At 61.5% G+C, this 13,105-nt stretch carries 11 protein-coding genes and 1 tRNA gene; 3 read left to right on the forward strand and 9 right to left on the reverse strand.

Features of this window, described 5'->3' with window-relative positions:
• Positions 1-28: 28 nt before the first annotated feature.
• The 3 genes from AB4874_RS03090 to AB4874_RS03100 are packed head-to-tail and all read right to left on the reverse strand — an operon-like array spanning position 29 to position 3,289.
• Positions 29-889: a glycosyltransferase family 2 protein gene (locus AB4874_RS03090; RefSeq protein ID WP_368390892.1), complete on the reverse strand. Its 861-nt coding sequence runs from the start codon at positions 887-889 to the stop codon at positions 29-31.
• A complete protein-coding gene (locus AB4874_RS03095) occupies positions 882-2,051 on the reverse strand; it encodes a polysaccharide pyruvyl transferase family protein (protein ID WP_368390893.1) in 1,170 nt (389 codons plus the stop codon). The genes AB4874_RS03090 and AB4874_RS03095 overlap by 8 nt, the downstream gene beginning before the upstream one ends.
• A complete protein-coding gene (locus tag AB4874_RS03100) occupies positions 2,048-3,289 on the reverse strand; it encodes a Coenzyme F420 hydrogenase/dehydrogenase, beta subunit C-terminal domain (RefSeq protein ID WP_368390894.1) in 1,242 nt (413 codons plus the stop codon). Before AB4874_RS03100 ends, AB4874_RS03095 begins: the two co-directional genes overlap by 4 nt.
• A 213-nt stretch (positions 3,290-3,502) precedes the next feature.
• On the opposite strand from AB4874_RS03100, the gene AB4874_RS03105 reads away from it, so the two are divergent.
• A complete protein-coding gene (locus AB4874_RS03105) occupies positions 3,503-4,906 on the forward strand; it encodes an oligosaccharide flippase family protein (RefSeq protein ID WP_368390895.1) in 1,404 nt (467 codons plus the stop codon).
• A 157-nt stretch (positions 4,907-5,063) separates the two neighbouring features.
• On the opposite strand, the gene AB4874_RS03110 is transcribed toward AB4874_RS03105, so the two are convergent.
• The 6 genes from AB4874_RS03110 to pdxH form a co-directional block, all read right to left on the reverse strand.
• Positions 5,064-5,312: a hypothetical protein gene (locus AB4874_RS03110; protein ID WP_295532922.1), complete on the reverse strand. Its 249-nt coding sequence runs from the start codon at positions 5,310-5,312 to the stop codon at positions 5,064-5,066.
• An 80-nt stretch (positions 5,313-5,392) separates the two neighbouring features.
• Positions 5,393-9,064, reverse strand: a complete 3,672-nt coding sequence (locus tag AB4874_RS03115; RefSeq protein ID WP_368390896.1) for a vitamin B12-dependent ribonucleotide reductase — start codon at positions 9,062-9,064, stop codon at positions 5,393-5,395.
• A gap of 519 nt (positions 9,065-9,583) precedes the next feature.
• Positions 9,584-9,660, reverse strand: a tRNA-Pro gene (locus AB4874_RS03120).
• Between the two features lie 42 nt (positions 9,661-9,702).
• Positions 9,703-10,239, reverse strand: coding sequence for a DUF192 domain-containing protein (locus tag AB4874_RS03125; protein ID WP_368390897.1), 537 nt, complete (start codon positions 10,237-10,239; stop codon positions 9,703-9,705).
• Positions 10,209-10,763, reverse strand: coding sequence for a cold-shock protein (locus AB4874_RS03130; protein WP_368390898.1), 555 nt, complete (start codon positions 10,761-10,763; stop codon positions 10,209-10,211). Before AB4874_RS03130 ends, AB4874_RS03125 begins: the two co-directional genes overlap by 31 nt.
• Positions 10,764-10,879: 116 nt before the next feature.
• Positions 10,880-11,503, reverse strand: a complete 624-nt coding sequence (gene pdxH, locus AB4874_RS03135; RefSeq protein ID WP_295532926.1) for a pyridoxamine 5'-phosphate oxidase — start codon at positions 11,501-11,503, stop codon at positions 10,880-10,882.
• A gap of 138 nt (positions 11,504-11,641) precedes the next feature.
• Here pdxH and fabI point away from each other — a divergent pair, with 138 nt between their 5' ends.
• Together fabI and AB4874_RS03145 are read left to right on the forward strand one after the other, a co-directional pair.
• Positions 11,642-12,463: an enoyl-ACP reductase FabI gene (gene fabI / locus AB4874_RS03140; protein WP_295532927.1), complete on the forward strand. Its 822-nt coding sequence runs from the start codon at positions 11,642-11,644 to the stop codon at positions 12,461-12,463.
• A 15-nt stretch (positions 12,464-12,478) separates the two neighbouring features.
• On the forward strand, positions 12,479-13,096 hold the full coding sequence (locus AB4874_RS03145) for a LysE family translocator (RefSeq protein WP_368390899.1): 618 nt from the start codon (positions 12,479-12,481) through the stop codon (positions 13,094-13,096).
• Positions 13,097-13,105: the final 9 nt, after the last annotated feature.

A 13,105-nucleotide genomic window follows, 5' to 3' on the forward strand; every position in this document is an offset into this window, starting at 1 on the left:
CGGCGATCTGTGGCCAATCGGCACTGCATTACAGATGCCCAAACAGCGCTTGGCGCAGCATCCAGCCCATGCGTGCCAGCCGCAGTCGCGCCAATGTCACCAGCGCACGCCCCCGCTCGCCCGCGCCGTTCAGCCCCTTGTGACGCAGCACTTTGGGGGTATGGGCCAAAATTGAAAGCGGCATCAGCAGCGCTTTGCCCGCCCATTTCAGGCGCTCCAGCGGGGCCGATCCGTTCACGCCGAACCCCTCTTCGGTCAATCGCCGCCATTTGCGTGCCAGCGCCGCCCAATCCTGACGCGAAGGGTGACCCACGCGCAGCTCTTCAGCATAGACCAGCCGGTAGCCTTTCGCCGTCGCGCGTCGGCACCAATCGAGGTCTTCGGACAGACCCGCAATGAACGGTCCCGTGCCCTGATACACATCGCGCCGCGTCAGCAGGTTGCCGGTGCCGGAAAAGCCTTTTTCTTCGATATAGCGGCGGAAATCGAAAGCAAAGACCGTCTCGAACGCCTCCGCCCCCGAACGCGGCGGCGGGGTTTCGTCAAACACCGCGACATGCCCGCCCACCAGATCACCGCGCGCCATCACAGCGAACGCGGTCGCGATCCAGTCGGGATCAGCGACGCAATCGCTATCGATGAAAAACAACCGCTCAGCCATGGTTTCAGCTACGCCACGATTGCGCGCCTCGGCGGCCCCCTTTTTCGTCTCGGTCACGATGCGCAGATCGGGAAAGGCCGCGCGCAGCGGGTTCAGATCGACGGTCGAGTTATTGTCGACCACCAGCAATTCGCAGCGCGCGTCAATCTGGGGTGCAAGCCGTTCCAGGCAGCGGATCAGGCGGGCCACATCATTGTAATGCGGGATGATAACGGCAGCCTCAGCCACGGATCCCCTCCATCAGCTTCAAGAGCGCCGTGTCATAGGCCCCCAACCGCACAAGCCCCTTGGCCAGCGCCTCTTTCATCTCGCGCGCCAGCGTGTCGCGCATGACATAGCCCTCGGTGATCGCGCCAAACACCTGATCGGCGGAACCGGCGGTACAATCCACAGTGCGCGTATAGCCCAGCGTGCCAAACAGCCCCGCGAATTTGCGGCTATAGGCCATCGGCACCACTGGCACACCGCTGGAAAACGCCGCGATACAGGCATGCATCCGCGCGCCGGTAAAGAAATCGAGCCCCGCAATATAGGATTTCGCAGCACCCGGGCTGTCAAACGCAGGCGCGCAGATCACGCCATGCGTGCCAGCCAGCGCCTCGCAGGCGCGCAGATCATCCTCGATCACCATCGGCCCGCTTGGCACGATCACATGGGGCACCAGATGCACCTCGGCACCCTGCCCCTTAAACCACTCAATCAGCCGCGCGATGAGGGCCGGATAATCAAGGCTCATGCCAAAATCATTGCCGCCCTGATACCCCCCCGCCATCAACAGCCCCGAGACGTTGATCCCGACGCGCGGCGCACCTCCCTCGGCGCGTTCAGGCGGTTGATAGGGCAGCCGCAGCGCCAAATCCGAAGCCGCCACAATCGGCCCCCGATAGCCCAGCGCGCGCAACGCCTCACCCGAGCGCTCATCGCGCGCCGCCACCAGCGCCGAGCGGTTGAGCGTGATCCGCGCCAGCCATTTCGACCAGCGTTTCGAAAACGGCCCGATCGTCTGCGGGGCCACCACCAAAGGCGTGCCCGCCAGATGCGCGGCGAACTTCATCCAGAACATTCGGATCAGCCGTTTTGCGCCGTAAATATCGGCGAAGCTATCGCCGCCTCCGATATCAATCACCAAATCGTTTGCTTTAAGAGTGGCAAACAAGCCTTTGGGAGATTTCAGAAAAGCGCCATCCACCTCGATCAATGTGAGGTCATCGCCAGCCACGTAAGGCGCGCGCGCGTCTTTCCAGTCCAACACCGTGATCGCGATCTCGCGGCCCATCTGCCGCCCCAGTTTGCGCAGCAGCGCAACCTCAGACACGGTCAACGCACCAACGCCCAGATTGTCGGAGCGAGTCGAGTGAAAAATCAGGCAGATGCGCAACGGGCGACTCATTTTGGCCTCGAAAATGCGCGTCGGATCGTGCCCGAGAAGTTGCGCAAATTCCGTACAATCGGGTTTTGGCGCGCACAGGCACGCAGGTCCATCCCGACATAAACGGGCACCGGGCGCGCCACCAGTCGCAGCGCAGCAAGGCGGGCAAACAGCGCCCGACGGCGCTCGCGTTGACCCGGCTGGATCGCGGCAAGTTTGGCGACATCGAAAGGCTGCGTTTGCACCGCGCCTGCTGCTTCCGCTTGTGCCAAGATCTCGGCGCCGAGTCGCGTGCGCGCCACGATCAGGCTGACGCCGGGGGCCTCGTCAAAGACCGGATACCCCTTGGCATCGGTCTCCCAGGCATCGGCGCAGACCAGATCGGCGGCCACGCCCGTGCCATCGGCGCAAATCTTGCAGCGATGCTGAACGTGATGCGCTAGCACCCCGCCCCAAGCGGAATGATAGTCGAGATCGCGCGTGCTGCCATCGCCAAGCGTCGCCGTCGCGCGCCCCGGCCACCCGTTTCCGCGATAGCGAAAGGCGGCAAGCTGATCCTCTGCGACGCCCATTTTCGCAAGCAGTTTTTGCGCGCCCGCAGCACTTGGAACGCCCGCACAAAAGAATGACAAGATCACCGGGAAGGCGCGTGCCACGGCCGGGTGTTGCAGGCTTAGCGCGCGCAACGCCGAACAATCGCAGGGTTTCCCGATAAAGGCATAGCGCCGCCCCGAGGCCAGATATTGCGCCAGATCCGCAAGCGGGCTGGAGGGCGCATAGCGCGAGCCCGCCGCCTGTGCCACCTGCTCAGGCGTTTCACTGATGCGCGTGCGGTTGGCGGTGGGAGAGGCCGGATCGGCCTCAATCTGGATCACGCCATCCACCCGCCCCGAGCGTAGCAGATGCGCCGCCAGCGCCGACAATGCACCCCCCGAAGCGCCGGCAAACCGCACGCTTTCATCGCCCGCCCAGCCCGTCACCATCTGCTGATACGGCCCCCAAAGCGGGTCGCGGCCCTCGCCTGCGCGCGCGCTCGATTGCCCCAATCCCGGGCAACTTGCCCAGATCGAGGCCTCTTGCGGCCCGCTCAGATCCGCGACTTGCACTGGGCGGGGAAATCCCGGCGGCGTCATCTCCATTGTAATACGCCCGGGCGCCAAACCGGCACAGAGCCCGCAGCCCGCGCAAAGATCACCCTTGGCGACGCGCAAGAGCGCCGTGCTGGGGCTTGTGAAGGGCTCAGTCTTTTTGGGTGCCATGCTCTGCCAGTCTCATTTTGCATTGAGTTGAACAGGAAGAGCCCTGGGCTGACAAGCCCAATGCGCCTTACAGCGTTGCGAGCATGTCACAACAGCCACAGCCCACGCTTGACCGCAAGCCAGCAAGCGCCGAAACTTGCCCGAAAGCAAACCCGTCCCTTGCCGTTGCGTCACTCGATGCCTCGCGCAGACGCCGCGAGGCCCGATCCATTCATGCTGCGCACCGCACTGTTTATCCTGAGCGGAAATGCCGCGACCTCGGCTTTGCTGCTGGCGCGCAACCTGTTGTTGGCCCGGTTGATCCCGGTGGCCGATTACGGGGTCGCGGCGACGTTTGCGATGGTGATGGCGGTGCTGGAAATGGCCTCGACGCTGGAGCTGCATCAGCAAATCGTGCAATCGCCGCGCGGCAATGATCCGCGCTTTCAGGCCGCTTTGCAGGGGTTTCAGGTGCTGCGCGGCACTCTTTCGGCGGTGGCGCTGTTGGTTCTGGCGGGGCCGATCGCCGATTTCATGGGCATTCCGCAAGCCACCTCGGCCTATCGCTGGCTGGCGCTGATCCCGCTGCTCAATGCGCTGCAACATTTCGACATTCACCGTGCCCAGCGCAGCGGGCGGTATTTGCCGGTACTGCTCACGGGCACGCTGCCCGCATTTGGCGCGCTATTGGCGCTATGGCCCTTGGCAAGCATATTTGGCGATTGGCGCGCGGCGCTTTGGGCGATGCTGATTTACACGATCCTTGGGGTAATCACCTCGCATCTTATGGCCGAGCGGCGCTATCAGTTGCGTCTGGACCGGGCAGAGATGCGCCAATCCATGCAGTTTGGCGCGCCGCTATTGGTCAATGCCGCGATGATGTATCTGGTGTTTCAGGGCGACAAGGTGATTGTCGGGCGCTTGGCCGGGATGGAGGCGCTGGCGATTTTCGCGATGGGGGTCACGCTGACGCTGACGCCAACCTTGATCGGGGCCAAGACGATCCAGAATTTCTTTTTGCCCAAGCTGGCCGCCGCACGCGCAGCAGGTCGGCCCGACGTCCAACGTCATCTGGCCAAGGCCGCGTTCGAAGCCGCTTTGTTGACCGGCTCTGTTCTGGTGCTGGGCGTGTTTTTGCTGGGCACGCCTGTGATCCATCTGCTTTTGGGCGCGAAATACGCCAGCCTGAGCGGGCTGCTCATTCCGTTTGCAGTGTTGCAGGCGGTGCGCGTGGCCAAGACCGGGCCGACGGTGGTCGCGCTGTCGGTCGGGCAAAGCAGCAATGGAATGTGGGGAAACCTGCCGCGCGTGTTGATCTTGCCGGTGAGCTATCTGGTCCTGCGCGAAACCGGATCATTCGTGTTCGTGATCTGGCTTTCGACGGCGGCCGAGGCAGTGGGGCTGGCGTTGACGCTGTGGCGGCTGCACCGGGTCAGCCCGCTGCCGCGCATCCCCGCACCCCTACTGACGAGTGCGCTGACCTTGATTTCCATCACCGCTGCGACCCATTTCGCCCCGCTGCAAGGTCTAGGCGTCAAGGTCGACCTGTTGATGGGGCTGGCGCTGATCGGGATGCACGTGCTGTCGATGCGCGGGCTACGCTTCTATTTCGGGCGCAGGCTACCGGACGAAATCTAAGGCCCCGCCGAATATGAAAAGACCCCCTCCGAAAGGGACGGAAGGGGCCAGTCTCGCTGATCAGGCTCGTTGATTCACCGCCCGAGGTGTTATTGGTTTCGCCTGGGCCTTCTCAGCGTCTAGGGCGAGCGCACCCGCCCCGGATCTCAGTCGTCTCTCAGTGCAGCGCCATCGCGCCTTGGCTGCGCAGCGTGACCGTGGTCGCAGCGCCCGCCATGCGGATGTCGATCACATCCATGCGCTGGCGGTTCAGATCACCGCCCAGCATTTCAATCGAGGCATAGCCCCTAAACGTCGCGTCGATCAGCGAAGTCAGCGCCTCACCGGTCAGATCGGCCTCGATCCCGCCGGGGATTTCACGCAGCGCCTCGGGCGTCACCCGCTTATTTCCAACGATCAGTTCCACTTGCGTCCCTTCTCCGTCCCGTCTTCGCGGGCGTATCGTTCAAGGCCCGGCGCCATGGCACCGGACCTTTGTCATTGTCCTCAGCTACAGCCGCTGGTCGCGCCGCAGGTGTTGCACTTCATGCAGGTGCCGTTGCGCACGAGCGTATAGTTGCCGCAATCGCCGCAGGCCTCGCCCTCATAGCCCTGCAGCTTGGCCTTGACGCGCGCGTCCATTGCGACCCCGCCCGAAGATACGGCGGTTGTCGTGGTGACCTTGGCTTGCACGGTCTCACTGGTCAGCACATCGCTGATCTTGCCCCCGGCCAGCGCGCTGAGACCGCCCCCGCCTTGCAGCACCATCAGCTCTTGCGGCATCCGCTTGCGCAGGTAGCCAGTCGAGGAAATCTGGCGCAGCACTTCCAGCGACTTGCTGGCTTTATCCGAGACCGGCTCGACATTGGGCTTGCCCTCGGTCTCGCCGCCACCCAGATCGTCAAAGCTTGCGCCTTGCGGTTTGACATGGGCCAGATCGGTGCGGTCGAGATAGCTCACCGCCAGTTCGCGGAACACATAATCGAGGATCGAGGTTGCGTTCTTGATGCTGTCATTGCCCTGCACCATGCCCGCAGGTTCGAACTTGGTGAAGGTGAAGGCATCGACGAACTCTTCCAGCGGCACGCCATATTGCAGGCCAACCGACACCGCGATGGCGAAGTTGTTCATCATCGCGCGAAAGCCCGCGCCTTCCTTATGCATGTCGATGAAGATCTCACCCAGATCGCCGTCATCATATTCGCCCGTGCGCAGGTAAACCTTGTGGCCTCCGACCACGGCTTTTTGCGTGTAACCCTTGCGGCGCGAGGGCAGTTTTTCGCGGTGGCTGCGCACGACCTCCTTGACGATCACCTTCTCGATGATCTTCTCGGCCAGCACGGCGGCCTTTTCCTGCGCCGAGCCGTTGGTAAGGATCTCTTCGGCTTCCTCGTCATCCTCGATCAGCGCCGAAGCCAGCGGCTGGCTCAGTTTCGAACCGTCACGATAGAGCGCATTCGCCTTGATCCCCAGCGACCAGCTGAGTTCGTAAGCGGCCAGCGTCTCGTCGATCGAAGCCGAGTTGGGCATGTTGATCGTCTTCGAGATCGCCCCCGAGATGAAGCTTTGCGCCGCCGCCATCATCGTGATGTGGCTGGCCACCGACAGATAGCGCTTGCCGATCTTGCCGCAGGCATTGGCGCAATCGAACACGCCCAGATGCTCGTCTTTCAGATGCGGCGCACCTTCCAGCGTCATCGTGCCGCAAACATGGTTATTGGCGGCCTCGATCTGCGCCTTGGTAAAGCCAAGGTGACGCAGCAGATCAAAGGTCGGATCGTTCAGCTTCTCGGCCGGGATGCCCAGCGTTTTGGTGCAGAACTCTTCGCCCAGCGTCCACTGGTTGAACACGAAGCGGATATCGAAGGCGGTGGGCAGCGCGGCCTCGATCTTCTCGATCTCGCGCGGGCCAAAGCCATGCCCGATCAGCGCGGTGGTGTTGATATCGGGGCAGTTGCCAAGGCTGGCGTGACCCACGGCATGGGCGATCATTTCCTCGACCTGCGCAGACCCATAGCCCAGCTTTTCCAGCGCGGCAGGCACCGAGCGGTTGATGATCTTGAAATAGCCACCGCCTGCGAGTTTCTTGAACTTCACGAGTGCGAAGTCGGGCTCAATGCCGGTGGTGTCGCAATCCATCACCAGACCGATCGTGCCGGTCGGTGCGATGACCGAGACTTGCGCGTTGCGATAGCCGTGCTTCTCGCCAAGGCTCAGCGCCTCGTCCCAAGCCTGTTGCGCCAGCTCGACCAGACCCTGATCGGGGCAGCCTGCATGATCCAATGCGACCGGCTTGACCGCAAGGCCTTCATAGCCTTCGGTTTTGCCGCGCGCAGCGGTGCGGTGGTTGCGGATCACACGCAGCATGTGGGCTGCGTTCTTTTCATAGCCGGGGAACGGCCCCAACTCGCCCGCCATCTCGGCCGAAGTCGCATAGGACACGCCCGTCATCACGGCGGTCAAAGCGCCACACAGCGCACGGCCCTCGGTGCTGTCATAGCCATAGCCCATATTCATCAGCAGACCGCCGATATTGGCATAGCCCAGACCCAGCGTGCGGAAATCATACGAGCGCTGCGCGATCTCTTGGCTCGGGAATTGCGCCATCAGCACCGAAATTTCCAGCGTCACGGTCCAGAGACGAGTCGCGTGGACATAGGCTTGGGCGTCAAACTTGCCGTCCTTGTAGAAGGTCAGCAGGTTCATCGACGCCAAGTTACACGCCGTGTCATCAAGGAACATGTATTCCGAGCACGGGTTGGAGCCACGGATCGCGCCATCTTCGGGGCAGGTGTGCCAATCATTCACGGTGTCGTGGAACTGGATGCCCGGATCGGCACAGGCCCAAGCGGCGTGACCGACCTGCTCCCACAGCTCACGGGCGCGGATGGTTTTCGCAACTTTGCCATCGGTGCGCCGGATCAGCTCCCACGGGGCGTCATCCTTGACCGCTTGCAGGAAGGCATTGGTCACGCGCACCGAGTTATTCGAGTTCTGACCCGAGACCGAGACATAGGCCTCACTATCCCAATCGGTGTCATAGGTCGGGAATTCGATGCTGGCGTAACCCTGACGGGCATATTGCAACACGCGGTTGATATAGGTTTCCGGGATCATCACGCGCTTGGCGGATTTGATCGCCTCTTTCAGCGCCGGATTGCTGGCGGGATCGACCGAGGTTTCGTCCGAGCCATCACATTCGCGGATCGCCGTGAAAATCTTGTTCAGCTCACGCTCATGCAGTTTCGAGCCGGCAACGAGGCTGGCGACTTTCTGCTCTTCGATCACCTTCCAGTTCACGAATTGCTCGATATCGGGGTGATCCATGTCGCAGATCACCATCTTGGCGGCGCGCCGCGTGGTGCCGCCCGATTTGATCGCACCCGCAGCCCGGTCACCAATTTTAAGGAAGCCCATCAGCCCCGAGGATTTGCCCCCCCCCGAAAGCGACTCACCGGCCGCGCGCAGGCTGGAGAAGTTGGTGCCCGTGCCCGAGCCGTATTTGAACAGACGCGCCTCACGTACCCAGAGATCCATGATGCCGCCATCGCCCACCAGATCGTCTTTGACCGACTGGATAAAACAGGCATGGGGCTGGGGATGCTCATAGGCCGAGGCTGATTTCGTCAGCTTGCCGGTTTTGAAATCGACGTAGTAATGACCCTGCGACGGCCCGTCGATGCCATAGGCCCAATGCAGGCCGGTGTTGAACCATTGCGGCGAATTCGGCGCGGCCATCTGTTCGGCCAGCATGAACCGCATCTCGTCATAATAGGCACGCGCATCGGCCTCGGTGGTGAAATAGCCACCTTTCCAGCCCCAGTAGCACCACGCACCCGCCAGACGGTCGAACACTTGCTTGGCCGAGGATTCGCCCGTGAACCGTGCCTCTTCGGGCAGGCCAGCCAGCGCCTCTTCATCAGGAACCGAGCGCCACAGGAATTCGGGCATGCCCTTTTCCTTGACCTTTTTCAGCGCCGCCGGAACGCCTGCCTTGCGGAAATACTTTTGGGCTAGCACGTCCGAGGCGACTTGGCTCCAGCGCTTGGGCACTTCCACCGAATCGTTGCGAAACACCACCGTGCCATCGGGATTGCGAATCTCGGAAGCGGTTGTCGTGAAGGCCAGTGCCCCATAGGCGCCGGTCTCTTCGGTGGTGAATTTCCGTTCGATCTTCATTTGCCCAAATCCCGTCTGATTATTCAAGAGTGGCTGGGCAGTGGGCAAAGTCAGATCGGGCGCTCGCAACACAATTGTGCGAGTCGCGGCAACACAGACTGCTGCCATCCCAATTCCTGTCCCTTAGCCCACCTGCCCCACTACATCTGGTAGTGACGCCGCTGACAAACCACAACCTGCCGTAGGGCTAGCGATCCGTCAACGACTCTTTAATGCTGTTCAGGGCCATTTTTGTGTTGACCAAGCCCATTTGACGAGGTCGACCCGATTCATCCACACCGGGGCTGTGGACAGTCTTGCTTGGGTGCGACAGAAAAATGCCTGTGATCTATAGGACTTGGCGATAACGACGCCGTGATTGTGGGCAATTGATCCACATTCCCCAATATCTTGTGGACAATGTGACAGGGGGATGACGATTTTTCTCGCGGAATCGGCGGGCGTGGCCCTAGTGCCACAGCGCAACGCCGCCACAAGATATAGTGACACGCGAAGTTTTATGACCGAAAGAGAGAGGAATGGTCGGGGCGGCGAGATTCGAACTCACGACCTTCTGTACCCAAAACAGACGCGCTACCAGGCTGCGCTACGCCCCGACTGGGGGTTTCATAGCCGCCCCGCGCGGCCAAGGAAAGGGGTCACGGACAGGGAAATGCCGCGCGCGCCTGATCTATCCTGGGATGAGCCAGCAGAGCGCCCTCTTTGATGCCCAGCCGCGCGGCCAATCCGCCGTTGATTTCAAGCACGAATTGCACCGGCGCACCCGAGGGAAGCGGCGTGTCATCCATCGGCTTGGCGTTGCGCGCAATGTGCACCACCCGGCCCGCCGCATCGATGTAGATAATGTCGAGCCCTAGCAAAGTGTCATGCATCCAGAACGAGACGTCGCGCGCAGTGGGATAGACAAACAACATGCCTGCGCTGCTGGGCATATGGGGGCGCCCCATCAGACCCTGCGCGCGCGCGGCGGGCGTATCGGCGATTTCGACGTTGAATTGCGACAGCTGCCCGTTCTGAGACACGATCGCCAAATCATCGCGGCACTGAGGGGCGCTTTGGTTTTGCGCATGCGCCGATGTAACATCCAGAAACAGCGCCACACTCAGCGCCAGAATCGGGATCATCAGCCGCAACAGCGCTGCGCCTAACGCGTCTCGCGCAAGGTTGCGTCCCATGCCAGAACCTGTGCTGCCATCCGACCGCGCTTGCCCTCGATCACACGCAGACACACCGCTTCGCCCGGTGCCAGATCGGCAAAGCCCGAGCGGCGCAACACTTCCATGTGAATAAACACGTCCTCGTCGCGCTCGAACACATTGGCAAAGCCAAAGCCCTTGCCCTTCTCGAACCACTTCACCCGAGCAGGCTCCAGCGGCAGCGCTATAAGTTCTTCGGGCGAGTTCTCGCCCAAATCCTCGATCGGGGCGACCATTTCGCCCTCGGGCGGTGTGATCGCCGTAACCTCGACGGCCTGTGCACCCCGCGGCGTAGTCTGCACCTTGACCGTGATCTGGGCATGATCGGCCACCGAGCCCTGACCAAAATTGCGCAAGACATTGGCATGCAGCAAAATGTCTGGCCCACCGGTCTGATCCAGAATGAATCCGAACCCTTTGACCGGGTCGAACCACTTCACCTCTCCCGTGATCTCGCTCAGCAATTCGGGGCGCTCGCCTAACATCTTCCATCCCGTCTGCATGTTCGAGCTTTCCTGTTCGCATGTCTTTCGTGCGGACAGTCTGGCGCTTCAAGAGGTGGATCATCAAGAGAATTCCTCGTGATTCAAGTGGCTTCGCATTTCACGAAGCGTGAAATTCAGGGATTCAGCCGAGTAATTTGCCACGCGGCATCGGGCGTTACCCGGGCCCAACGGAACCGATCATGCAGACGAAACGCGCCATCCGCCCAGAATTCTATCTCCAAGGGCTTGATTCTGAACCCTCCCCAGAACTCGGGGCGTTTTGGGTTCGTGCCATGCGTCGCGGTGATCTTTGCGACATCGGCCATCAGGCTCGCGCGCGATGACAATGGCTCACTTTGTCGCGAGGCCCAGGCACCAAGCCGGGATTTGAGCGAACGCGACGCGTAATAGGCATCCGCCTGCGGCCCATCCTCGCGCGTCACCAGCCCGCGCACCCGAATCTGGCGGCGCAGCGATTTCCAATGCATCACGAAGGCCGCCTTACCCGCGCCCTCGACTTCGCGCGCCTTGACCGAGCCGTAATTGGTATAAAACACAAAAGCCCCGCCCGAGGGCGCGTCCAGCCTCTCGATTTCCTTGAGAAGCACCATGCGCGCATTGGGCAAACCGTCCGCGTCAACACTCGCCAGCGCAATCGCGTTGGGATCGTTGATCTCAGATTGCTGGGCCTCATCAAGCCAGCTTTGTGCAATCGCAAACGGGTCATCGCCCGCAAAAATTCCACTTCTGTCGCTCATATTTCCCCCGATCCTGCGTGTGGCTTTCACCCTGCCCCGCGTCAGAATGCTCTTACCGAGGGTCAGTAGCCTTGATGCCTCTTCACCTTTCGCCTAAAGCATTCAGACTTACCAGACCGAAGCGGGGGAAAACCTGACATGTCGAATAACCTGATGGCGGGCAAACGCGGCCTGATTATGGGCCTCGCGAATGATAAATCCATCGCTTGGGGGATTGCCAAATCGCTGGGCGATGCCGGCGCGGAACTCGCCTTTTCCTACCAAGGCGAAGCGCTGAAAAAGCGCGTGGGGCCGCTGGCCGCCCAATTGGGCGCGGATACTCTGATCGAATGCGATGTCGCCGATGGCGCCTCGATCGACCGGCTGTTCGAGACGCTCAAAGAGAAATGGGGCAAGCTGGATTTCGTCGTCCACGCCATTGGCTTCTCGGACAAAAATGAATTGCGCGGCCGGTACGTCGACACCTCGCGCGACAATTTCACTATGACGATGGACATTTCGGTCTATTCCTTCACCGCCGTCTGCGCACGCGCCTCGGCGCTGATGACTGATGGCGGCTCGCTGCTGACGCTGACCTATTACGGCGCCGAGCAGGTGATGCCGCATTACAACGTGATGGGCGTCGCCAAAGCCGCGCTTGAGGCCTCGGTGAAATACATCGCCGAGGATCTGGGCAAGAACAACATCCGCTGCAACGCGATTTCCGCAGGTCCGATCAAGACGCTGGCGGCCTCGGGCATCGGCGATTTCCGCTACATCATGAAGTGGAACGAGCTGAACTCACCGCTGCGCCGCAACGTGACGCAGGAAGAGGTCGGCAAGGCCGCGCTCTATCTGCTCTCCGATCTGGGCTCGGGCACGACGGGCGAGACGCTGCATGTCGATGCGGGCTATCACGTCGTGGGCATGAAGGCGGTCGATGCGCCCGATATCGACGTGGTCACCGGTCGCAAAGACTGATCTGAAAGAGCGGATATGAGCCTCGCGGCCTTCACAGCGCTGTATTTCGTGCATCTGGCGGCAGCAATGTCGCCGGGGCCTGCGGTGTTGCTGGCGATGCGCACCAGCCTGCGCGAGGGCTTCGTGCGCGGCGTCTGGCTGGCGATTGGAATCGGCCTTGGCGCGTGTATCTGGGCGGCGGCGGCGCTGTTTGGTCTGGCTTTGGTGTTCAAGATTGCGCCCGGCCTGCTGAGCGTGCTGAAATTCGCAGGTGCCGCCTATCTGCTGTGGCTGGCCTTCAAGATGTGGCGCCATGCAAGCGATCCGCTCGAGACCGACCTGCCCCGCCTGCCACAAGACCGCTCGCCTCTGCGGCTGATCTGGCTGGGCATCTCGACGCAACTCGCCAATCCCAAACCGGCCGTGTTCTTTGGCACGATTTTTCTTACCTTCATTCCCCCCGCTGCCCCGCTTTGGGCCTATGCGGCGATCCTTGGCATCGTGTTTTTCAACGATGCGGGCTGGAATGTGATTGTGGCGCGCGTGTTCTCGCTTGCGAAAACCCGCGCCGCCTATCTAAACCTTAAATCCGTGATCGAGCGTGTCTTTGGCGGCCTTCTCGCCCTGCTCGGCCTCAAACTCGCCCTGACCTAAGGAGAGACC

It is taken from the genome of Thioclava arctica (assembly GCF_040892615.1).
Taxonomy (GTDB): domain Bacteria; phylum Pseudomonadota; class Alphaproteobacteria; order Rhodobacterales; family Rhodobacteraceae; genus Thioclava; species Thioclava arctica.

Bases quoted from the DNA above. Each gene is read 5' to 3' on its own strand.
- AB4874_RS03130 (WP_368390898.1), bottom strand. From the start codon at position 10,763: ATGCAGACGGGATGGAAGATGTTAGGCGAGCGCCCCGAATTGCTGAGC.
- AB4874_RS03125 (WP_368390897.1), bottom strand. From the start codon at position 10,239: ATGGGACGCAACCTTGCGCGAGACGCGTTAGGCGCAGCGCTGTTGCGG.
- AB4874_RS03100 (WP_368390894.1), bottom strand. From the start codon at position 3,289: ATGGCACCCAAAAAGACTGAGCCCTTCACAAGCCCCAGCACGGCGCTC.
- AB4874_RS03095 (WP_368390893.1), bottom strand. From the start codon at position 2,051: ATGAGTCGCCCGTTGCGCATCTGCCTGATTTTTCACTCGACTCGCTCC.
- AB4874_RS03105 (WP_368390895.1), top strand. From the start codon at position 3,503: ATGCTGCGCACCGCACTGTTTATCCTGAGCGGAAATGCCGCGACCTCG.
- pdxH (WP_295532926.1), bottom strand. From the start codon at position 11,503: ATGAGCGACAGAAGTGGAATTTTTGCGGGCGATGACCCGTTTGCGATT.
- AB4874_RS03115 (WP_368390896.1), bottom strand. From the start codon at position 9,064: ATGAAGATCGAACGGAAATTCACCACCGAAGAGACCGGCGCCTATGGG.
- AB4874_RS03145 (WP_368390899.1), top strand. From the start codon at position 12,479: ATGAGCCTCGCGGCCTTCACAGCGCTGTATTTCGTGCATCTGGCGGCA.
- fabI (WP_295532927.1), top strand. From the start codon at position 11,642: ATGTCGAATAACCTGATGGCGGGCAAACGCGGCCTGATTATGGGCCTC.